The sequence below is a fragment of the Amycolatopsis sp. NPDC104819 genome, from assembly GCF_055583145.1.
Genome location: NZ_JBVJON010000023.1, coordinates 49,818 through 69,855 on the forward strand (window position 1 = coordinate 49,818; position 20,038 = coordinate 69,855).

The window sequence follows — 20,038 nt, forward strand, 5'->3', positions numbered from 1 at the left end:
GCCGGGTGTTTTTGCGGCTCGCGGGGAGGGGCGCCCCCCAAAATCCCCCGCGAAGAGCGGCGCCGAGGGGCAGCGCCGGGGTTCACCGCGGTTCGGGCCGCCAGTAGCCGACCACCAGCGCCACGACCAGCACGGCCGCGCCGCACCACGCCGTGACGCCCAGCCGTTCCCCGAACAGGGCCGCGGAGAGCACCGCCGCCGTCAGCGGTTCGAGGACCGCCGACAACGCACCCAGCACCGGGTGCGCGTCCGCCAGGCCGCGCAGGTACGCGGCGTAGGCGAGCGCGGTCGGGACGGCGCCGAGGTAGCAGGCCACCACGAGGACGTCCGCGTGCAGCGGCAGCGCCATGCCGGACCAGCTCGCGAGCGGAGTGAGCAGCACACCGCCGACGAGGCAGCCGAACGCCGTCGTGGGCAACGGTTCCAGGCCTTCGACCGGCTTCGCGGTGAGCATCGTCAACACCGCGAAGCCGGCCGCCGCGAGGAGGGCGAACACAAGACCGCCGACGAGGTGGGCGGGTTCGTCGGGCGACCAGCGGAGCAACACCAGCCCGGCGAGGGTGCCGGCCACGGAGACCAGCGTCCAGCCGCGGGGTTTCCGGGCGCCGGCGAGGGTGACGATGACCGGCGCGGCGCCGATCGTCGTCATCGTCGCGAGGCTGACCGAGCTGAGCTCGACGGCGGCGAAGTAGCTCGCCTGGAACAACGCGAACAGGCCACCCACGGCGAGCAGCCGGATGACCGCTTCCCGGCTGCGCGGCAGGGCACCGCCGTTGAGGAGGACGAACAGCGTCCCGACCGCGCCGCCGACGAGCAGCCGGTAGGCGGCGACGGCGAGCGGGTGGAGGTCGGCGAGCCGGCCGAGCAGCGAGCCAGCGAGGCCGCCGGTGCCCCACAGGACACCGGCGAGGACGAGCGCGGCCGACGAACGGGCGCGCACGGGTAGGGCGAGAGACATCGGAAGAACGCTCCTGCGTCGAAGGAAACGGAAGTCGACGACGCGGGGCGGCGGGCACACCGAAAAGCCGCGGGCACTCAGGCCACGCGGCGGAGGACCACCCCGCTCAGGCGCGGGGCGGTGGGGTGACGAACAGGATTCGGCGCACGAGGGCGAACGTAGTGGGGACAGCGGAACGCGGCCACCGGTTTTCCGGTGGCCGCGTCCGCTCGCTCAGTCCAGGTGGGCCAGCTGCTCCCGCAGCGTGTCGAGCCCCATGCCGCCCATCTTCAGGGCCTCCGTGTGGAACCGCTTGATGTCGAACGCGCCGCCGGCCCGGCCCTGGGCCTCCGCGCGCGCCGCCAGCCAGAGGCGTTCGCCGATCTTGTACGCCGGGGCCTGGCCCGGCCAGCCGAGGTAGCGGTCGATCTCGTCGCGGACGTGGGCCGGGTCCGTGATCGTCCTCGTCAGCATGAACTCCAGGCCCAGCTCGGGCGTCCACCGCGAACCCTCGTGGAAGCCGGTGCCCGACGGGATCTCCAGCTCCAGGTGCATCCCCAGGTCGACGACCACGCGCGCGGCGCGGAAGAGCTGCTCCGACAGCATGCCCAGCAGGTCGCCGTCGTCGGAGAGGTAGCCCAGCTCCTCCATCAGGCGCTCCGAGTACAGCGCCCAGCCCTCCGCGTGGCCCGAGGTGAACGCCATCAGGCGCTGGTACTTGTTCAGCACCTCCGACTGGTCGACTGCCGTCGCGATCTGGAGGTGGTGGCCCGGGGCGCCCTCGTGGTAGACGGTGCTCGTTTCGCGCCAGGTGACGAACTCCTCGCGCCCGGCCGGCAGGGACCACCACATGCGGCCCGGACGGGTGAAGTCCTCACTCGGCCCGGTGTAGTACGCGCCGACACCGCCGCCCGGCGGGGCGATCAGGCACTCCAGCGCCATCACCCGGTCGGAGATCTCGAAGTGCTTGCCGCGCAACGACTTCAGCGCGTCGTCGGAGAGGCGCTGCATCCAGGCCTCGAACTCGGCGCGGCCCTGGATGCGGTACCGCGGGTCGGCGTCGAGGTGCGCCGCGGCCTCTGCCGGCGTCGCGCCCGGCTTGACGCGGTTGGCGACCGCGCGCATCTCGGTCTCGATGCGGGCGAACTCCGCCCAGCCCCATTCGTAGGCTTCCCGCAGGTCCAGCGCCGCGCCGACGAAGTACCGCGACCACAGGCGGTAGACGTCCTCGCCGACGGCGTCCTTGACCGGGGCCTTCGGGGCCAGCTCCGCCCGGAGGAACCCGGCGAACTCCGCGAACGCCTCCTCGGCGGCCCTCGCGCCCTGGGCGAGATCGGCCTTCAGCGCTTCACCCTGCGAAGCCGCTCCGCCGATGAGCTCGCTGAAGTAGCCCTTCTCCTCCTGCAGGCCCGCCCACGTCTCGCACTGCTCCGCCACCTTCGCGACCTGACGCAGCGCCGCGACGCGCCCCGCGTCGGCTCCCGCCAGCAGGCCGGTGCGGACGCCCGCCAGCGCCTGCGGCACCTCGCCGATCCGGTCGGCGACGACCGACCAGTCCTGCTCGGTGTCGAGCGGCATCAGGTCGAACGCCATCCGAAGCTCCTGCACCGGGCTGGAGATGACGTTCAGGCTCGCCACGTCGAGGCCGGCCTCGTGGATCTCCAGCTCCAGGCCGACCCGCTCGGTGAAGACGGCTTTCGCGGCGCGCTCGGCGGCGTCCCGCGGCTCCGCGGCGGTCACGGCGGAGAGCGCCCGCGAGGCCAGTGTCGCGCGCTCACCGAACCCGTCCGCCGAGTAGTCGGTCAGCCGGTGGTCGTGCCCGATGATGCCGTGGGACGTCGCCGCGACCGGGTCCGCGGCCGCGTAGTCCTCGACGTAGCGGTCGCAGATGCCGTTTACGCCCTCGGTAGCAGTAGAAGCCATGTGGCGCACGCTACCGGTCCACCACGGGCCGGTGGTACGGACTTAAGTGCGAGCCGGGACCAGTCCGAGCCGGGCGATCACCTCGCGCGTGGCCTTGGATCGGTTGAACGTGTAGAAGTGCAGGTTCGGCACGCCCTCGGCGATCAGCTTCTCGCACAGCTCGGTGATCACGTCGATGCCCGCGGCGCGGAACGCCTTGGGGTCGTCGGCGAGCGGCTCGAGCCGGTCGAGCAGCTTCGCCGGGGCCGGCGCGCCGGACAGCTTGATCGTCGTCTGCAGGGTCCGCAGCGTGGTCAGCGGCATGACGCCGGGCAGCACCGGGACGTCGCAGCCGGTCGCGGCGACGCGGTCGCGCAGCCGGAGGAAGTCCTCGGCGTCGTGGAACAGCTGCGCGATCGCGAAGTCCGCGCCCGCGCGCAGCTTGCGGACCAGGTACTTCGTGTCCGTTTCGAGGTCGGGTGAGCGGGGGTGGCCGTAGGTGGACGCCGAGACGCCGACGCAGAAGTCGCCCAGCTCGCGGACGAGCTGGACCAGCTCTTCGGCGTAGTTGAGGCCTTCGGGGTGCGGGATCCACTCGCCGTAGACGTCGCCCGGCGGGTCGCCGCGCAGCGCGAGGATGTTGCGGACGCCGACCGAGGCGTACCAGCCGATCACGTTGCGCAGCTCGGCGACGGAGTGGTTGACCGCGGTGAGGTGCGCCATCGGCACCAGCGTGGTCTCGGTCGCGACGCGGGCGATGCTGCGGATCGTGCCGTCGCGGCTGGAGCCGCCGGCGCCGTAGGTGATCGACATGTAGGCCGGGTCGTACGGTTCGAGCTCGCGGATCGCCTTCCACAGGACGGCTTCGTCCGCCGTGTCCCGGGGCGGGAAGAACTCGATGGAGAACTTCGGCCCGTCGCCGCGCAACCGCTCGATCACCGATGTCATACCCGAATGTTAAGGGGCCGTGCCCGGCGGGCGGGAGACTAGACTGTGCTCTCACCCTGGGGAGAGCGCGATGAGAGACGACGACGCCGGCTGGGACGAGGATGTGCGCCTCGCCGTTTACCACGCTTTCGCCGATCGGGGCCGCGCGCCGACCGCGCCGGAGCTGGCCGACGCGGCGGGCGGGTCGCTGGCCGTCGCGAAGCAGGCGTTGCACCGCCTCGCCGACGCCCACCACCTGGTGCTCGACGACTGTGAGCACGTCGTGCTGGCGCATCCCTTCGCCGCGAAGTCGCTGGGCTTCTCCGTGATGGGTTCGCGCACGCTGTGGTGGGGCGGCTGCGCGTGGGACTCCTTCGCGATCCCGCACCTGGTCGAGGCCGAACCGGAGGTGCTCGTCGCGACCCGGTGCCCCGGCTGCGAGGAGCCGCACGCGCTGGTCGTGAACCGGGCCGCGCCGCCGGCCGGCGCGCAGGTGGCGCACTTCCTGGTGCCCGCCGCGCGGATGTGGGACGACGTGCTGCACACCTGCGAACACCAGCGGCTGTTCTGCGGCGAGTCCTGTGTGGACGAGTGGCTGGCGCGGACCGGGCAGGACAAGGGGTACGTGATGGACCTCGGCACGCTCTGGCGGCTCGCGCGCGGCTGGTACGCGGGCCGGCTCGAGCGCGGCTACCGGCGTCGCGAGCCCGATGGCGCGGTGGAGTACTTCGCCGAGGCGGGCTTGAGCGGGCCGTTCTGGGCGGCTCCGGCCAGAGTCTGATTCGCCACATCCGGGAGCCCCGGCGGCCCGGCCGGGCGCGGGTTCGGCGAGTATTACGGGCATGGACACGCCCGTTTCCGACGCCGAGCTGCCCGCCCACGTCGAGCGCGCGCTGGCCGGGTTCCTCGGCCGGGCGAGCGCGCGGATCGTCGGGACCGAGCCGACCGTGGCCGCCGGGATCGACGCGCTGAGCGGGTTCGTGCTGACCGGCGGCAAGCGGCTGCGCCCGACGTTCGCCTGGTGGGGCTGGCGCGGCGCGGGCGGCGACCCGGCGGGCCCGGACGCCGAAGGGGTGCTGCAGGCGGTGTCCAGCCTGGAGCTGATCCAGGCGTGCGCGCTGATCCACGACGACCTCATCGACTCCTCCGACTCCCGCCGCGGGTTCCCGACCGTGCACGTCGCGGGTGCGAAGCTGCACGCCGACCAGGGCTGGCTCGGCTCTCCCGCGACGTTCGGCCTGGCCACCGCCGTGCTGGTCGGCGACCTCGCGCTGGCCTGGGCCGACGACATGTTCGCCGACGCGCCGCTGCCCGCCGAGACGCTCGCCGCGGCCCGCCCGGCCTGGCGCGCGATGCGCACCGAGGTGCTCGCCGGGCAGTACCTCGACGTCCGGACGCAGGCCACCGGAGACGCCTCCCCCGAGGCCGCGTTGAAGATCGACCGGCTCAAGACGGCCGCCTACACCGTGCAGCGGCCGCTGCACCTGGGCGCCGCGCTCGGCGGGGCGTCCCCCGAGCTCATCGAGACGCTGCTGGAGTTCGGCGGCGAGGTCGGTGTCGCGTTCCAGCTGCGTGACGACCTGCTGGGCGTCTTCGGCGACCCGTCGGTCACCGGCAAGCCGGCCGGGGACGACCTGCGCGAGGGCAAGCGCACCCTGCTCGTCGCGCTCGGCCTGCAGCTCGCCGCCGAGAAGGGCGAAGAGGCCGCGGCCACCGTGATCGCGGACGCGATCGGCGACGCCGACCTCTCCGACGAGGAGGTCGAGACCGTCCGGATGGCGCTGCAGCAGGTCGGCGCGGTCGACGCCGTCGAGCGGCGGATCGACGAGCTGACCACCGCGGCGATGGCCGCGCTCGAGCGCGCGCACCTGGCCGAGCCCGCGCCGGCGGCGCTGACCGGGCTGGTCGTCAAGGCCACCCAGCGGACGTACTGACGTGCGGCGGACGGACGGGCCCACCGACCACGTGGTCGTGATCGGGGCCGGGCTGGCCGGGCTTTCGGCGACCCTGCACCTGCTCGGCGCGGGCCGGCGCGTCACGCTGCTGGAACAGTCCGACGTCCCCGGCGGCCGCGCCGGACAGGAGAGCTTCGACGGCAACTCCGTGGACACCGGCGCGAGTGTGCTCACCATGCCGGAGCTGCTGGAGGAGGCGTTCGCCGCGGTCGGCGAGCCGTTGGCCAAGAACCTGCGCCTGACCAGGCTCGACCCGGCGTACCGGGCTCGCTTCGCCGACGGCAGCACTCTGGCGCTGCACACCGACGGCGACGCGATGGAGGCCGAGATCCGCGCCTTCGCCGGCGCGCGGGAAGCCGCCGGCTACCGGGCGCTGCGGCGCTGGCTGACCGAGCTGTACACCGTGCAGAAGGACCGGTTCCTGGGCACGAACTTCGACTCGCCGCTCGATCTGGCCCGGCCCGAGCTGGCGAAGCTCGCCGCACTCGGCGGGTTCGGCCGGCTCGGCCCGCGCGTCGGCCGGTACCTGCGCGACGAGCGCGTCCGGCGGCTCTTCTCGTTCCAGTCGCTCTACGCGGGTCTCGACCCGGCCCGCGCGATCGGCGCGTACGGCGTCATCGCGTACATGGACACCGTCGGCGGCGTCTACTACCCCGAAGGCGGGATGGGCGAGATCGGCCGGGCGCTGACCACCGCCGCCGCGCGGGCGGGCGCGGACGTGCGGTTCGGCACCGAGGCCGCGTGGCTCGAGCGCGTCGACTCGCGGGTGCGCGCGGTCCGGACGCGCTCGGGTGAGCGGATCGCCTGCGACGCCGTCGTCCTCGCCACCGAGCTGAGCTCGGCGTACCGGCTGATCGGCGCGCGGCCCCGGCGGCCGGTGCCACTGCGGTACTCGCCGTCCGCCGTCGTCCTGCACGGCCGGACCACGCGGGCGTGGGACCTCGGGCACCACACGATCTTCTTCGGCGACGCCTGGGAGCGGACGTTCGCCGAGATCATCCGCGAGGGCAAGCTGATGAGCGACCCGTCGCTGCTGGTCACGCGGCCGACGGCGACCGACCCCGGCCTGGCCGGGCGCGGCGGTGAGATCGTCTCGGTGCTCGCGCCGGCGCCGAACCTGCGTCGCGGGCCGATCGACTGGGAGCGCATACGCGAGCCGTACCGCGAAGAGCTGCTTCGGACTCTCGAAGCGCGAGGGCTGACCGGGTTCGGCGACGACTTCACCGTCGACGAGACGATCACCCCGGCGGACTGGGCGGCCCGCGGGCTCGCGGCCGGGACGCCGTTTTCGCTGGCGCACACGTTTGCCCAGACCGGCCCGTTCCGGCCGGCGAACCTGGTGCGCGCGGCGGGCAACGTCGTGCTCGCCGGCTGCGGCACCACCCCCGGTGTCGGCATCCCGCCGGTGCTCATCTCCGGACGACTGGCAGCGGAAAGGATCACCGGCCAGTGAACGAACTCGACGCCGCGGGCATCTTCTCGCCGGACCTGCGGGCCGCGTACACGGAGTGCCGCCGCATCAACGCCCACCACGGGCGCACGTTCTTCCTGGCCACCCGGCTGCTGCCGGCGCGGGCCCGGCCGGCCGCGCACACGCTCTACGGGTTCGCGCGGATGGCCGACGAGCTGGTCGACAACCCGTCCCCGGGCAGCGACCCGGCGGCCGAGCTGGACCGCGTCGCGGCGATGGTGGACGTCGTCTTCGAGGGCGGCACCCCGGCCGACCCGGTGCTCGTGGCGCTGGCCGACACAGTGCGTCGCTACGGCATCGCCCGTGGCCTGTTCGACGCGTTCCTCACGTCGATGCGGATGGACCTCAAGCCGCTCGAGTACACGACGTTCGCCGAGCTCGGTGAGTACATGTACGGCTCGGCCGCGGTGATCGGGCTGCAGATGCTGCCGGTGTTCGGCACGGTCGGCGCCCTGGCCGACGCCGAGCCGGGCGCGATCGCGCTGGGCGAGGCGTTCCAGCTGACGAACTTCCTGCGCGACGTCGGCGAGGACCTCGACCGCGGCCGGCTGTACCTGCCGTTGACGGAGCTCGCGGCGTTCGGCGTCACGCGTGAGCTGCTGGAGCAGCGGCGGCCCGACCCGCGGATCCGGGCGGCGCTGGCGTACTTCGTCGCGCGGACGCGGGCGGTGTACCGGCGGGCCGAGGCGGGCGTTCCGTTGCTGCGCCCGGAGTCGCGGCCGTGCGTGCGGACGGCGTTGACGCTGTACGAGGGAATCCTCGACGAGATCGTCGCCCTGGACTACGACATCCTCACGCGGCGCGCGGTAGTGCCGAAGTCCCGCAGGCTGGTGGTCGCACTACCCCCCTTGGCCGTGGTCTGGGCGCGCGAGACCTTCGGGGGCGGTCGTAGGCTCGGCTCATGAGCGAACGACGCATCCGGATCGGCCTGCAGCTCCAGCCGCAGCACGCCGACTACGACGCCATCCGGCGCACCGCTTCCGCCGCCGAGGACCTCGGGGCGGACATCGTCTTCAACTGGGACCACTTCTACCCGCTGTACGGCGACGCCGACGGAAAGCACTTCGAGTGCTGGACGATGCTCGGCGCGTGGGCGGAGTCGACGTCCCGGGTGGAGATCGGCGCGCTGGTGACCTGCAACAGCTACCGCAACCCCGAGCTGCTGGCCGACATGGCCCGCACGGTCGACCACATCTCCGGCGGCCGGCTCATCCTGGGCATCGGCTCCGGCTGGTTCGAGAAGGACTACGACGAGTACGGCTACGAGTTCGGCACGGCCGGCGGCCGCCTCGACGACCTGGCGGAGTCCCTGCCGCGCATCGAGGCCCGCCTCGGCAAGCTGAACCCGGCGCCGACCCGCAAGATCCCGGTCCTGATCGGCGGCGGCGGCGAGAAGAAGACGCTCAAGCTGGTGGCCAAGCACGGCGACATCTGGCACGGCTTCGGCGACCCGGAGGTCGTCGAGCGCAAGGTGAAGATCCTCGACCAGCACTGCGCGGACGTCGGCCGCGACCCGGCCGAGATCGAGCGCTCGTGCGGTGTCCAGGGCGAGCCGGACGAGCTGGGCCCGAAGCTGCTGGACCTGGGTGTCACGACGTTCACCGTGGGTGTCGGCGGGCCGGACCACGACCTGAGCAAGCTCGAGGCGTGGGTCGCCTGGCGCGACAAGAACAACGGCTGAGATTTGTTTCCCGAAGGCCGCCTTGAGGAAGTTCAAGGCGGCCTTCACGGCTTTTGGGCCCGATGCGCCGCAACACGTTCCCGCGTAGCGCACCGCGACGAACAGAACCGCCGCGTACTCCCCCCGCCCGTATGCGCGAACGGCTTCCCGCACGACGCCGACGCGCACAACCCGCCCGGGACGTCCTGGCGCTCCGCCAGCAGCGATGCCAGCCCCAGCGCTGAAGACGTCACCAGCCAAGCTCCCCACGGCCCGTCGTCCGCCGCGTCCGCGTGCAGGTGCCAGCCGTAGCCCTCTTCGTGGTCCGTCAGCCGCGGAGGGCTCGCGTACGCCGCGAACAACCGGTTCAACACCGAAGCCGCCGAAGCCGCGTCGGGCGCCGCGAACACCTCACGCAGCTCGAGCGCCGCCGAACGCAGCTCCGCGACATCCGACGAAGACAACCGGACCGACGGTTCCCCGTGCGCACGCAGGACACGAGCCACCGAAGCCGGGTCGGGGTCCGGAACCAGCAGGACCTCCAGCAGGTCGACGGCGCGCTGGACGGAATCTCGGTGCGGGAAAGCCATACCCCACTGTAACGTCTTGACCATGATAAGGCGTTACCTGCTCGGGGCCACCCTCGCCCGGACCGGGGACGAGCTGTCCGGGCCCGCGCTGCTCCTGCTGGGACTGACCGCCGGTCCGCACGCCGGGTCCGCGCTGCTCGCCGGGCTGACCGCGGCCGCCGCCGTGGGTGGGCCCGTCTTCGGGGCTTTCCTGGACCGCAGTGCCGCGCCGGGACGGCTGCTGGCCGCCGCCCTTGCCGGGTACGCCGGTGGGATCGCCCTGGTCGCCGCCACCTTCGGGCACCTTCCGCTCGTCGCGGTGGTCGCCGTGGCCGTGGTCACCGGGCTGCTCAACCCCGCTGTCGCAGGCGGGTGGACCGCTCAGCTGCCCGGAGTCGCCGGCGCCGGGCTCCAGAAGGCCAGCCGGCTCGACGCGCTGACCTTCACCGCCGCCGCCCTCGCCGGGCCGGGGCTCGCCGGGCTCCTCGGTGACGCTGGGCTCGGGGTCGCCGTCGTCCTGGTCGCCGTGGCCGTCCCGGTGGCGTGGAGGCTCCCGAAAAGCAAGCCCGCGACGAGGACACACCTCAAGGACGGCTTCACGGTTCTGGTCACCAACACGCCGCTGCGGCGGGCGACCCTCGCGTCGACGCTCTCCTGCGCCGGCATCGGGATGGTCACCGTCTGTTACCCCCTGCTGGGCGCGGCGCACTTGCGCGGCCCGGCCGACGGCGCGCTGCTGCTGACCGTGCTCGCGACGGCGTCCCTGCTGGCCAACGCGGTTTTCGCCAAGCACCCGCTGCCGTGGGCGCCGGATCGCACGGTCTGGCTGAGCACGCTGGTCCTCGCGGCGAGCTTCGGCCTGGCCGCGCTCGCCCACGACGTCGTCGCGCTGGTCGCCGCGGCCGCGCTCGCCGGGTTCGCCGAAGGACCGCAGCTCACGGCGTTGTTCGCGATCCGGCACCGTGAGGCGCCCGCGCACGTGCGCGCTCAGGTGTTCACGACGGCCGCGAGTGTGAAGATCACCGGGCTGGCGGCCGGGGCAGCCCTCGCCGGGCCGCTGGCGACGTGGTCGCTCCCGGCGTGCCTCAGCGCCGCGGCGGCCGTCCAGATAGGCGCCGCGGCGGTGTATCTCCGCCGGTCAGAAGGCCATCGCCTGCGCGCGCCGCTTCACCTCGGTGCCGTGGCTGGTGCGCAGCGCGTTGACCGGGGTGCTGCCCGGCAGGGTGTCGTCGGCGGTGAAGAGCCAGCGGAGCATCTCGGTCCGGGAGAACCCGGAGTCGGCGAGCACCGTGATCGTGCCGGCGAGCCCCTTGACGACGCCGTCCTTCACGAAAAAGGCCCCGGGCACGCAGAGTTCACCATCGCGCTTCAGCGCGATCAGCTGCCCGTCGCGCAGCATCTGCCGGACCTTGTTGGTCGACGTCCCGAGGGCCGTCGCCACCTCCGGCAACGGGAGGACTGCGACAGCGGCGTCGAGGATGTCTTCGGCGACAGGAATCCCACTCACAGGTGACACTGTGCCACATTCCGTCCCCTCACCCGCTAGTGCGCACGGGTGACCCGCGAGGTCTCCTCCACGACGCGTGTGCGGTTCCGTACGATCCTTACTCGTGACACGCACCCATCCCAGCCTGGCCGGCACGCTCCTCGAGCGGCGCTACCGGGTGGACCGGCTGCTCGCGCACGGTGGCATGTCGTCGGTCTACCAGGGGACGGACACCCGGTTGGACCGCCCGGTCGCGATCAAGATCATGGATCCGCGCTTCGCCGACGACCGGTCCTTCGTGGACCGGTTCGTGCGGGAGGCGCAGTCCGCCGCCCAGCTGCACCACCCGAACGTGGTGGCGGTGCACGACCAGGGCGAAGAGGGCGGCCTCGCCTTCCTGGTGATGGAGCTCGTCGACGGCGGCACGCTGCGCGACCTGCTGGACGAGCAGGGCCCGCTGGACGTCGCGCTCGCGCTGAGCGTCGCCGAGCCCGTGCTGTCGGCGCTGGCCGCCGCGCACCGGGCCGGGCTGGTGCACCGCGACGTCAAGCCCGAGAACGTGCTGATCGGCCGGGCCGGGCCGCACAGCGGCGGCGGCGTGGTCAAGGTCGCCGACTTCGGCCTGGTGCGGGCCGTGGCCAGCGCCGGGACGACCTCCTCGAGCGTCATCCTCGGCACCGTCGCCTACCTCTCCCCCGAGCAGGTCACCACCGGCGCGGCCGACGCGCGCGGCGACGTCTACTCGGCCGGGATCCTGCTCTACGAAATGATCACCGGCCGCGCGCCCTACACCGGCGACACCGCGATCTCGGTGGCCTACCGGCACGTCAACGACGACGTCCCGCGCCCGAGCGAGCTGCGCCCGGACCTGCCGCCGGCGCTGGACGAGCTGATCACCCGCGCGACCCGGCGCGACGCCGCCCTGCGGCCCGCCGACGCCGGGGAGTTCCTGACCGAGCTGACCGCGGTGCGCGCCCAGCTGGGCCTGCTGCCGGTGACCGTGCCGATCCCGGTGGCGCACGGCCGTGGGGACGACGTCGCCGACACCGAGCAGACGACGCGGATCCCGGCGGTCCGCCCGGACGTCGACCGGACCATGCCGGTGCACCGCCCGAACGCGACGCGGGCGCTGAGCCACCCGGCCACCCCGGCCCCGGGGATCACCCAGCAGGTGCCGCCGGTGCGGCCGCCGCGCCGCCGGAGCGAGCCCGAACCGGAGAAGCCGAAGGACAACCGGAAGCGGATCGCGGTGATCGCCGCCGCGGTGCTGCTGTTCGGCGGGCTGATCACGGCGTTCGTCTTCATGCTCACCGACACCGGCGGCGACAAGACCGCCACGGTGCCGAAGCTGGTAGGGCTGAACCAGGCCGCGGCCGGTGACGCGTTGCGGGCGGCGAAGCTGACCCCGCAGTTCAGCCAGGAGTTCGACAACTCCGTGCCGTCGAACACGGTGCTGCGCGCCGAGCCGGCCGAGGGCACCACGCTGCAGCCGAACTCGACGGTGTCGGTCGTGCTGTCGAAGGGCCGCCCGGCGGTGCCGGACATCCGGCCGGGCACCGCGCTGCCCGACGCCGAGCAGGCGATCAAGACCGCGCAGCTGACGCCGGTCCGCGGGACGGACGACTTCGACGCCGACGTCCCGCAGGGCGCGGTGATCCGCACCGAGCCGGCCGCGGGCAGCCAGCTGAACATCGGCGGCCAGGTCACGATCATCGTGTCGAAGGGCCCGATCCCGCTGCCACCGGTCCCGGACGTCACCGGGCGGAGCAAGGACGAGGCGTTCCAGCTGCTGCAGCAGGCCGGCTTCGAGCCGTTCCAGGCGGGTGAGGAGTTCAAGCAGGAGGTCCCGGGCGGCGCCGTCACCCGGACCGACCCGCCGGCCAACTCCCAGGCCAAGGAAAAGCGGATCGGCGTCTTCGTGAACAACGCCGTCCAGGTGCCGGACGTCCGGTTCCGCTCGTTCGACGACGCCCAGAAGATCCTCGAGCAGGCCGGGCTGAAGGCCGACCGCGACGGCGGCCGGGGTGGCGGGCGCGGCGGCGGCTTCGACTTCGTCTTCCAGCAGGACCCGCAGCCGGGCACGTTCGTGCAGAAGGGCAGCAAGGTCAAGCTGAAGGGCTTCGGGGGATGATCGGCAGCCGTGGCCGCGTGACCGGCACGATCGGCCCCGGCCTCGTCGGCGAGGTGCTCCTGAACGTCCGGGGCGGCACGGAGGCGTTCTACGCCTACCCGGTCGACCCGGACGCCACCTTCACCTCGGGCACGCAGGTGCTCGTCGTCGACTTCGAACCCCCTCGCACGGTTTATGTCGAACGGTGGCAACCACTGAGCCGCTAGCGGCGTCGAAGGGCTACCAACAACAGAAGAGCGAGGGGTGTGGGAGGCCAATGAACATCCTGCTGATCGTCGGCATCGCCGTCGTGGCCGTGATCGTGATCTTCGGACTGCTCCGGATCCTGTACAAGGTGGCGGAGCCGAACGAGGCGCTGATCGTGTCCGGCTGGGGGATCCGGGTCGAGCGCAGCGAGACCGCGGACAGCCTGGGCTTCAAGATCATCACCGGTCGTGGCGTGAACGTCATCCCGGGGTTCCAGACCGCCCGGCGGCTGTCGCTGGACACCCGGGGCGTCAACCTGCAGGTCTCGTGCGTGACCCGGCAGGGGCTGCCGGTCACCGTGCGGGCCGTGGTGATCTACAAGGTCGGTGACGACTTCTCGTCGATCGCCAACGCCGCCCGCCGGTTCCTGGACCAGCAGAAGGGTATGAACGACACGATCCACGAGCTGTTCTCCGGGCACCTGCGCTCGATCGTGGGCGGGCTGACCATCGAGGAGATGATCCACAACCGGGACGCGCTCACCGGCGAGGTGCGCCAGTCCTCGGCCACGGAGATGATCAAGCTCGGCCTGATCGTGGACTCCCTGCAGATCCAGGAGATCGACGACGAGTCCGGTTACATCCTCAACCTCGGCAAGCCGCACGCCGCCGCGATCGCCGCGTCGGCCCGCATCGCCGAGGCACAGCGCGACCAGGAGGCCGCCGAGGTCGAGCAGATGTCCGCGGCGAAGAAGGCGGCCGCGGTCCGCGAGAGCCAGATCCAGCAGGCCGGCTACCAGGCCGAGGTCGACCAGGCGCGGGCGAAGATGTCCCAGTCGGGTCCGCTGGCCGAGGCGACCGCGCGCCAGGAGGTCGTCGTCCAGGAGACCCGGGCGGCCGAGCTGGAGGCGGCGCTCGCGGAGCAGCGGCTGCAGTCGCAGGTCCGCAAGCCGGCCGACGCGAAGGCGTACGACACGCGTACGACGGCCGACGCGGCCCGTGACGCTTCCATCGCGAAGGCCCAGGCCGAGGCGAAGGAGACGGAGCTGCGGGCGGCGGCGGACGCGACCCGCGTCAAGACCGCGGCCGAGGCCGAAGCGCAGGCGACGAAGGCCCGTGCGGAGGCGGCGGCCGGGGCGACCCGGGCGACCGGTGAGGCGGAGGCGGCCGCGGCCAAGGCACGCGGTCTCGCCGACGCGGAAGCCGCGAAGGCGAAGGGTCTCGCCGAAGCGGAGTCGGCCCGGGCGAAGGGCCTGGCCGAGGCGGACGCCATCAAGGCGCGCGCCGCGGCGCTGGCCGAGAACCAGGAGGCGGTCGTCGCCCAGCAGCTCGCCGAACGCTGGCCGGAGATCGTCGAGGCGGGCGCGAGCGCGTTCGGCAACATCGACCACATGGTCGTGCTCAACGGCGCCGACGGCATGTCCGACATGTTCGCCAAGGCGCTGTCGCTCGGCGGAACCGGTCTCGGCCTGGCCCGCCAGCTGATGGACTCCATGGGGAAGCCGACCGAGAAGGAGCTCGACGAGTCCGCCCGGCGCAACGGGGAACTCAAGTTGAGCGAGTAGTTCGTCACGCTGCGTACGGCTTCTGTGTCCCGGATCACGGGAGGCAGGGGCCGTACGCCCGTTCGGGGGCGGAAATTCCCGGGCGGTTGTCCTACCGTGGGCGCATGGTGCCGGACAGCTCGTCGCGGACCGCCCGATGACCTTCTTCAACGGCGGTCCTCGAGAGCGTCCCCTGTTCCCCGTCCCGGAGCAGGAGCTGTACGCGTTCAGCGGCCGGCACTGGACCGACGCCCCGCGCGAGCACATCGTCCCGGCCGTGCTGCCGTGGGCGCAGCCGCTGGGCCGGTCCGAGCGCACGGTCGTCGCGCTGCGGGCGGTCGAGGTGTGGCCGGAGGCGGTCACCCTGCGCATCACGGTGTACTCCCGCGACAGCCTGGTCGACGACCCCGGCGAGGGCTTGATCGACCACCGCCGGGTGCCCGACTACAACGGCCTGCTGATCGGCGTGCTCTACGCCGACGGGAGCCGGGCCAGCTCGGAGACCGTCTCCGTACCCTCGGCGAGTGAGCCGGACGGGCCGGTGCTGCGGGCGCAGGCCGTCGGCGGGACGCGGTTCGCCGTCGAGCACGAGGTGTTCCTCTGGCCGCTGCCGTCGGCGGGGCCGCTCAAGCTGGTCGTCCAGTGGCGCGACCGGGGCATCGAAGAGACGCGGACGACGCTGGACGGCGGTGCGATCCGCGCCGCGGCGAAGGACGCCGCGGAGATCTGGCCGGGGCTGGGCAAGCGGCAGGCGAACGGCCTGCCGGTGCGCCGGGTCGGCAAGCAGGTCACGCTCACCCCCGAATGGGGGACCGCGGCGGTGGTGCGGGCGGAGCAGCCCGATCCCGCCCCCGGTGAGTGAAAACTCCTGATCTGTGACCCCGGGCACCGCGGCCCGGGGTATCTCGAATGGATGAATGGGGTGGGTAGTTAGCGTCGTGGAAACACTTCGACCACCCGTTCGTCATGTCGGGCTGGTGCAGTGGAATCTCCTCCCCCCGACGCACGTGGCCGTGCACACCCGCGAACCCGGATGGGAAAGGTCGCTCATGGCAGGCTCGCCGCTCAGCGCACTCGATGTCGCTTTCCTTTGCCTGGAAAGCGAAACCACCCCCATGCACATGGGCGCGGTGGTCACCTTCACCCCGCGCGGCCCGGTGGATCCCGCTGTGCTGACCGAACTGCTCGCCGACCGGGCCGCCCGGCTGCCGAAGCTGCGCCAGCGGGCGCGCGCGGAGCTGTTCCCGCCGGGCTCGGCCAGCTGGGCCGACGACCCGGAGTTCGTTGCCGCGCACCACATCCACCACGCGCCGCTCAGTTCGCTGTACGAACCGGACCCGCTGGCGGCGTTCGCGTCGCGGTGGATCGCCGAGCCGCTCGACACCAGCCGTCCGCTGTGGGATCTCACGCTGGCCACCGGGCTGCCCGACGGCCGGTTCGCACTGCTGCTGAAGCTGCACCACGCGCTCACCGACGGCGCCGGGGCGTACGCGGTGGCGGCCGGGCTGCTCGACGGCGTCAAGCTGCCGGAGCGGATCGCGGCGCCGTCGCGGTCGATTCCCGCGCCGCGCTCCACTTTGGACACGGTGAAGGACGCACTGGGCACGGCGTGGGGCCAGGCGAACGAGACGGCCGGGATCGCGTCGTCGCTGGTGCGCGCCGCGCGGCCGCCGCTGTCGCCGGTGTCGGCGCCGCCGTCAGCCGAACGGCGGCTGGGGTTCGTCCGGCTGCCGCTGGCGGAGCTGCGCGAGGTGCGCCGGACCCACGGCGGCACGACGAACGACGTCGTGCTGGCGGTGCTTTCCGGCGCGCTGCGCGAATGGCTGGTGAACCGCGGCCACCGCGCCGACGGCCGCACGCTGCGCGCGCTGATCCCGGTGAGCGTGCGCGGCCGGGCGGGTGACCAGCTCGGCGGCAACAAGCTCTCGGGCTACCTCTGCGACCTGCCGGTCGGCGAGGACGACCCGGTCGAGCGGCTGCGCGTCGTCCGCCGCGCGATGACCCGCAACAAGGCGGCGGGCCCGAGCCGCGGCGCCGGAGCGCTCCCGCTGCTGGCCGGCCGCGTGCCGCCGCTGCTGCACCGCCTGGGCACCCGCCGGGCGGGCCAGGCCGCGCCGATGCTGTTCGACCTGGTGATCACGACGGTCCCGGTCCCCCCGGCCCGCCTGTCCCTGGACGGCGCCCGGCTGGCCGAGATCTACCCGTTCGTCCCGCTGGCCCCGCGCCACGCGGTCGGCATCGCGGTGGCCACCTACCGCGACGCCGTCCACATCGGACTGCAGGTCAACGGCGAGGCGGTCCCGGACGTCGGGTCGCTGCGGGACGCGGTGCTGAAGTCCGCGTCCCGCCTGCTCGACGCCTCCTGACGCCGAGCGCTGTCAGCCGCGGAGCATCTCCGCGACCAGGAACGCCAGCTCCAGCGACTGCTGGGTGTTCAGCCGCGGGTCGCACGCCGTCTCGTAGCGGCCGGAGAGGTCGATGTCCGAGATCTCCTGGGCGCCGCCCAGGCACTCCGTGACGTCTTCGCCGGTCAGCTCCACGTGGATGCCGCCCGGGTAGGTGCCCAGCTTGTTGTGCACCTCGAAGAAGCCCTGGACCTCGTCGACGATGCGGTCGAAGTGGCGGGTCTTGTACCCGGTGGACGACTCGTGCGTGTTGCCGTGCATCGGGTCGCACTGCCAGATGACCTTGTGCCCGGACGCCTCGACCTTCTCGACGATCGCCGGCAGCACCTCGCGGACGTTGCCGTTGCCCATCCGCGCGATCAGCGTCAGGCGGCCCGGCTCGTTGCGCGGGTCGAGCCGCTGGACGTACTCGAGCGCCTGCTCCGGCGTGGTCGTCGGGCCGATCTTCAGGCCGATCGGGTTCGACAGGAGCTCGGCGAACGCGATGTGCGCGCCGTCCAGCTGGCGGGTGCGCTCGCCGACCCAGAGGAAGTGCGACGACAGGTTGTACAGCTTCGGGTTGGCCGCGTCCGCCTTGTCGAGCCGCAGCATCGAACGCTCGTAGTCGAGCAGCAGCGCCTCGTGGCTGGCGAAGATCTCGGTCGACTGCAGCGACGTGTCGGTGACGCCGCAGGCCGACATGAACCGCAGGCCGCGGTCGATCTCGTTGGCCAGCGCCTCGAAGCGCTGCGCCGCCGGCGACGCCGACACGAAGTCCTTGTTCCAGTCGTGCACCTGGTGCAGGTCGGCCATGCCGGCGCCGGTGAGGGCGCGGACCAGGTTCATCGCCGCGCCCGCGTTGGCGTAGGCGCGGATCATCCGGCCGGGGTCGGGCACGCGCAGCTCGGGCTTGGCGACCAGCGAGTTGATGATGTCGCCGCGGTAGACCGGCAGGCCCAGCGCGTCGGTGGCCGCCGAGCGCGGCTTGGCGTACTGGCCGGCGATGCGCCCGACCTTGACGACCGGCAGGCTCGCGCCGTAGGTCAGCACGACCGCCATCTGCAGCAGGGTGCGCAGGTTGGAGCGGATGTGCGGCTCGGTGTTGGACTCGAACGTCTCCGCGCAGTCGCCGCCCTGCAGGAGGAAGGCCTCGCCGTTGGCGACCATCGCCAGCCGGTCCTTGAGCCGGTCGATCTCCGCGGGCACGGTGATCGGCGGCACGCTCTCCAGGACACCGCGGACCCGGCGGGTCGCGTCCGGATCGGGCCACTCCGGCTGCTGCGCGGCGGGGAGGGCCAGTGCTTGGTCGAGCCGTTCCCGCAGTTCGGGCGGGAGCGGCGGCAGTTCGGGCAGTGTGTCGACGGGGACGTCCACAGTCCAGTTCACGACACCCAGGATAAGGTTCCCGCCGCGCTTCGCTCCCCCCGGTCGGCCCATCACCTCCCCGGCGGGCAGGAGCCGTCGCTCGCCGGAAACACCCCGTCACGCAGATAGCGCAGCACCACGGCGTTCCCGCAGGCGTTGTCCCGCGTGAAGACACCGTGCCCGCCGGCGTCGACGGTCACCATTCGCGCCCGGTTCCCGAAAGCCGCTCGCGTTTCGCGTGCTCCCGAAAGCGGGGTCGCCGGGTCACGCCGGTTCTGCACGAGCAGCACGTCCGCCGGGCCGGGGCCGCCCACCCGCACCGGCGGCTCGGTGCGTTCGACCGGCCAGAACGCGCACGGGTTCACGTTCGCCGCGGCCGGGCCGAACATCGGGTGCCGCACCCGTTCGCGCTCGACCGCACGCCGGTAGTAGCCGACCTGCTCCGGCCAGTCGGAGTCGTTGCAGATCACCTGCAGCTGCAGCGCCGCGCGGGTGTCGCCGTCGAGCGGCCCCGCCGCGGCCCGCGCCGGGCCGGCCCATTCCGCGGCCAGCGCGGGGAAGAACGCGTCGTCGTAGAGCCCGTTCCAGGTGTCCGAGCGGAACTCCGGGCTCCGCACGGCCGCCAGCTCGGCGAACTTCGCCGTCACCGCTTCCGGGGTCCGGCCCAGGTGGTAGACGTCGTCACGCGCGGCGGCCCAGGCCTCGAAGTCCGGGAACCGGTCGGCGAAGCCTTCGGCGAAACGCTGGTTCGCGACGACGTCGAGGCCTCGCGGGCCGAGAACGCTGTCGAGCACGATCCGGTCGCTGCGGGTGGGGAACATCGACGTGTAGGCGGCGCCGAGGTAACTGCCGTACGAGACGCCGTAGTAGGAGATCTTCTTCTCCCCCAGCGCTTCCCGGATCCGGTCCAGGTCCCGGGCCGTGTTCGCGGTGGTCATGTGCGGCAGCAGGTCCGCCGTCGCCGCTTCGCCGCACTTCTGCGCCACCACACGCGCCTTCGCCGCGGTGGTGACGACGTCACGCGGGCCGTCCGCGTACGGGCCGAGCACCGCGCCCCGCTGCTCGGGGGTCATGTCGCAGGTCACCGGCGTGCTGTAGCCGGTGCCGCGTGGGTCGAAGCCGATGACGTCGTAGGCGTCGGGCAGGCCGGTGCCGCCCATCCGCGCCAGCAGCTGCGCGGGCATGGCGAGCGCGGGGCTGCCCGGGCCGCCGGGGTTCATCAGCAGCGCGCCGCGGCGCTTGCCGGGGACGGCGGTGTGCCGGGAGAGCGTCAGCTCGATGGTGCGCCCGGGATGGGCGTAGTCGAGCGGCACACGCAGGGTCGCGCATTCGAGCCCGGCGGTGGGCGACGGCGACATGCCGTAGTCCGGGCAAGGGGTCGTCCAGGTGAGCCGCGGCGCCGCGGCCGCCGGCGGCGCGGCGAGCAGGGGCAGGAAAACCAGGAGGGCCGACAGTCTTCGCATGCTCCGAGCCTGGCCCGGCAAGCCCGCGCGGACGTCAGCCCAGGGGCCGGACTCCGTTG

At 72.8% G+C, this 20,038-nt stretch carries 18 protein-coding genes; 10 read left to right on the plus strand and 8 right to left on the minus strand.

What is annotated here, in order from left to right:
- Positions 1-82: 82 nt before the first annotated feature.
- From ACZ63E_RS43910 to ACZ63E_RS43920, 3 genes are all read right to left on the minus strand, one after another.
- A complete protein-coding gene (locus ACZ63E_RS43910) occupies positions 83-958 on the minus strand; it encodes a DMT family transporter (RefSeq protein ID WP_465342257.1) in 876 nt (291 codons plus the stop codon).
- 213 nt (positions 959-1,171) lie between these two features.
- Positions 1,172-2,860, minus strand: coding sequence for a DUF885 domain-containing protein (locus tag ACZ63E_RS43915; RefSeq protein WP_465342258.1), 1,689 nt, complete (start codon positions 2,858-2,860; stop codon positions 1,172-1,174).
- A gap of 42 nt (positions 2,861-2,902) precedes the next feature.
- Positions 2,903-3,787 carry a methylenetetrahydrofolate reductase gene (locus ACZ63E_RS43920; RefSeq protein ID WP_465342259.1) on the minus strand — a complete coding sequence of 295 codons (885 nt, stop codon included), beginning with the start codon at positions 3,785-3,787 and terminating at the stop codon, positions 2,903-2,905.
- Positions 3,788-3,857: 70 nt separating this feature from the next.
- Here ACZ63E_RS43920 and merB point away from each other — a divergent pair, with 70 nt between their 5' ends.
- From merB to ACZ63E_RS43945, 5 genes are all read left to right on the plus strand, one after another.
- Positions 3,858-4,547: an organomercurial lyase gene (gene merB / locus ACZ63E_RS43925; RefSeq protein WP_465342260.1), complete on the plus strand. Its 690-nt coding sequence runs from the start codon at positions 3,858-3,860 to the stop codon at positions 4,545-4,547.
- A 61-nt stretch (positions 4,548-4,608) separates the two neighbouring features.
- Entirely contained in the window at positions 4,609-5,700 is a 1,092-nt protein-coding gene (locus ACZ63E_RS43930) for a polyprenyl synthetase family protein (RefSeq protein WP_465342261.1), read from the plus strand.
- Position 5,701: 1 nt separating this feature from the next.
- A complete protein-coding gene (crtI, locus tag ACZ63E_RS43935) occupies positions 5,702-7,174 on the plus strand; it encodes a phytoene desaturase family protein (protein ID WP_465342262.1) in 1,473 nt (490 codons plus the stop codon).
- Entirely contained in the window at positions 7,171-8,097 is a 927-nt protein-coding gene (locus ACZ63E_RS43940) for a phytoene/squalene synthase family protein (RefSeq protein WP_465342263.1), read from the plus strand. The genes crtI and ACZ63E_RS43940 overlap by 4 nt, the downstream gene beginning before the upstream one ends.
- Entirely contained in the window at positions 8,094-8,873 is a 780-nt protein-coding gene (locus tag ACZ63E_RS43945) for an LLM class F420-dependent oxidoreductase (RefSeq protein ID WP_465342264.1), read from the plus strand. The genes ACZ63E_RS43940 and ACZ63E_RS43945 overlap by 4 nt, the downstream gene beginning before the upstream one ends.
- A 44-nt stretch (positions 8,874-8,917) precedes the next feature.
- Here ACZ63E_RS43945 and ACZ63E_RS43950 read toward each other — a convergent pair whose 3' ends face one another.
- From ACZ63E_RS43950 to ACZ63E_RS43960, 3 genes are all read right to left on the minus strand, one after another.
- Positions 8,918-9,442, minus strand: a complete 525-nt coding sequence (locus tag ACZ63E_RS43950) for a CGNR zinc finger domain-containing protein (protein WP_465342265.1) — start codon at positions 9,440-9,442, stop codon at positions 8,918-8,920.
- Positions 9,443-10,105: 663 nt separating this feature from the next.
- Complete coding sequence (locus ACZ63E_RS43955; protein WP_465342266.1) at positions 10,106-10,360, minus strand: hypothetical protein; 255 nt, start codon at positions 10,358-10,360, stop codon at positions 10,106-10,108.
- Positions 10,361-10,559: 199 nt separating this feature from the next.
- Positions 10,560-10,928 carry an Rv2175c family DNA-binding protein gene (locus ACZ63E_RS43960; RefSeq protein ID WP_465342267.1) on the minus strand — a complete coding sequence of 123 codons (369 nt, stop codon included), beginning with the start codon at positions 10,926-10,928 and terminating at the stop codon, positions 10,560-10,562.
- Between the two features lie 103 nt (positions 10,929-11,031).
- Between ACZ63E_RS43960 and pknB the strand changes: the two genes are divergently transcribed.
- The 5 genes from pknB to ACZ63E_RS43985 all read left to right on the plus strand — a co-directional run bounded on the left by pknB (position 11,032) and on the right by ACZ63E_RS43985 (position 17,133).
- Entirely contained in the window at positions 11,032-13,038 is a 2,007-nt protein-coding gene (gene pknB / locus ACZ63E_RS43965; RefSeq protein WP_465342268.1) for a Stk1 family PASTA domain-containing Ser/Thr kinase, read from the plus strand.
- Positions 13,035-13,244 carry a hypothetical protein gene (locus ACZ63E_RS43970; protein WP_465342269.1) on the plus strand — a complete coding sequence of 70 codons (210 nt, stop codon included), beginning with the start codon at positions 13,035-13,037 and terminating at the stop codon, positions 13,242-13,244. Before pknB ends, ACZ63E_RS43970 begins: the two co-directional genes overlap by 4 nt.
- 50 nt (positions 13,245-13,294) lie before the next feature.
- On the plus strand, positions 13,295-14,788 hold the full coding sequence (locus ACZ63E_RS43975; protein ID WP_465342270.1) for an SPFH domain-containing protein: 1,494 nt from the start codon (positions 13,295-13,297) through the stop codon (positions 14,786-14,788).
- 136 nt (positions 14,789-14,924) lie between these two features.
- Entirely contained in the window at positions 14,925-15,629 is a 705-nt protein-coding gene (locus ACZ63E_RS43980) for a hypothetical protein (protein ID WP_465342271.1), read from the plus strand.
- Positions 15,630-15,882: 253 nt separating this feature from the next.
- On the plus strand, positions 15,883-17,133 hold the full coding sequence (locus tag ACZ63E_RS43985; RefSeq protein WP_465342292.1) for a wax ester/triacylglycerol synthase family O-acyltransferase: 1,251 nt from the start codon (positions 15,883-15,885) through the stop codon (positions 17,131-17,133).
- Positions 17,134-17,145: 12 nt separating this feature from the next.
- Here the strand turns inward: ACZ63E_RS43985 and ACZ63E_RS43990 are convergent, their stop codons facing one another.
- Together ACZ63E_RS43990 and ACZ63E_RS43995 are read right to left on the minus strand one after the other, a co-directional pair.
- Entirely contained in the window at positions 17,146-18,588 is a 1,443-nt protein-coding gene (locus tag ACZ63E_RS43990; protein WP_465342272.1) for a class II 3-deoxy-7-phosphoheptulonate synthase, read from the minus strand.
- On the minus strand, positions 18,588-19,979 hold the full coding sequence (locus tag ACZ63E_RS43995; protein WP_465342273.1) for an alpha/beta hydrolase: 1,392 nt from the start codon (positions 19,977-19,979) through the stop codon (positions 18,588-18,590). Before ACZ63E_RS43995 ends, ACZ63E_RS43990 begins: the two co-directional genes overlap by 1 nt.
- Between the last annotated feature and the right edge of the window lie 59 nt (positions 19,980-20,038).

Bases quoted from the DNA above. Each gene is read 5' to 3' on its own strand.
- ACZ63E_RS43990 (WP_465342272.1), bottom strand. From the start codon at position 18,588: ATGGGCCGACCGGGGGGAGCGAAGCGCGGCGGGAACCTTATCCTGGGT.
- ACZ63E_RS43945 (WP_465342264.1), top strand. From the start codon at position 8,094: ATGAGCGAACGACGCATCCGGATCGGCCTGCAGCTCCAGCCGCAGCAC.
- ACZ63E_RS43985 (WP_465342292.1), top strand. From the start codon at position 15,883: ATGCACATGGGCGCGGTGGTCACCTTCACCCCGCGCGGCCCGGTGGAT.
- ACZ63E_RS43950 (WP_465342265.1), bottom strand. From the start codon at position 9,442: ATGGCTTTCCCGCACCGAGATTCCGTCCAGCGCGCCGTCGACCTGCTG.
- ACZ63E_RS43915 (WP_465342258.1), bottom strand. From the start codon at position 2,860: ATGGCTTCTACTGCTACCGAGGGCGTAAACGGCATCTGCGACCGCTAC.
- ACZ63E_RS43995 (WP_465342273.1), bottom strand. From the start codon at position 19,979: ATGCGAAGACTGTCGGCCCTCCTGGTTTTCCTGCCCCTGCTCGCCGCG.
- merB (WP_465342260.1), top strand. From the start codon at position 3,858: ATGAGAGACGACGACGCCGGCTGGGACGAGGATGTGCGCCTCGCCGTT.
- ACZ63E_RS43980 (WP_465342271.1), top strand. From the start codon at position 14,925: ATGACCTTCTTCAACGGCGGTCCTCGAGAGCGTCCCCTGTTCCCCGTC.
- ACZ63E_RS43975 (WP_465342270.1), top strand. From the start codon at position 13,295: ATGAACATCCTGCTGATCGTCGGCATCGCCGTCGTGGCCGTGATCGTG.
- ACZ63E_RS43930 (WP_465342261.1), top strand. From the start codon at position 4,609: ATGGACACGCCCGTTTCCGACGCCGAGCTGCCCGCCCACGTCGAGCGC.
- ACZ63E_RS43910 (WP_465342257.1), bottom strand. From the start codon at position 958: ATGTCTCTCGCCCTACCCGTGCGCGCCCGTTCGTCGGCCGCGCTCGTC.
- ACZ63E_RS43920 (WP_465342259.1), bottom strand. From the start codon at position 3,787: ATGACATCGGTGATCGAGCGGTTGCGCGGCGACGGGCCGAAGTTCTCC.
- ACZ63E_RS43970 (WP_465342269.1), top strand. From the start codon at position 13,035: ATGATCGGCAGCCGTGGCCGCGTGACCGGCACGATCGGCCCCGGCCTC.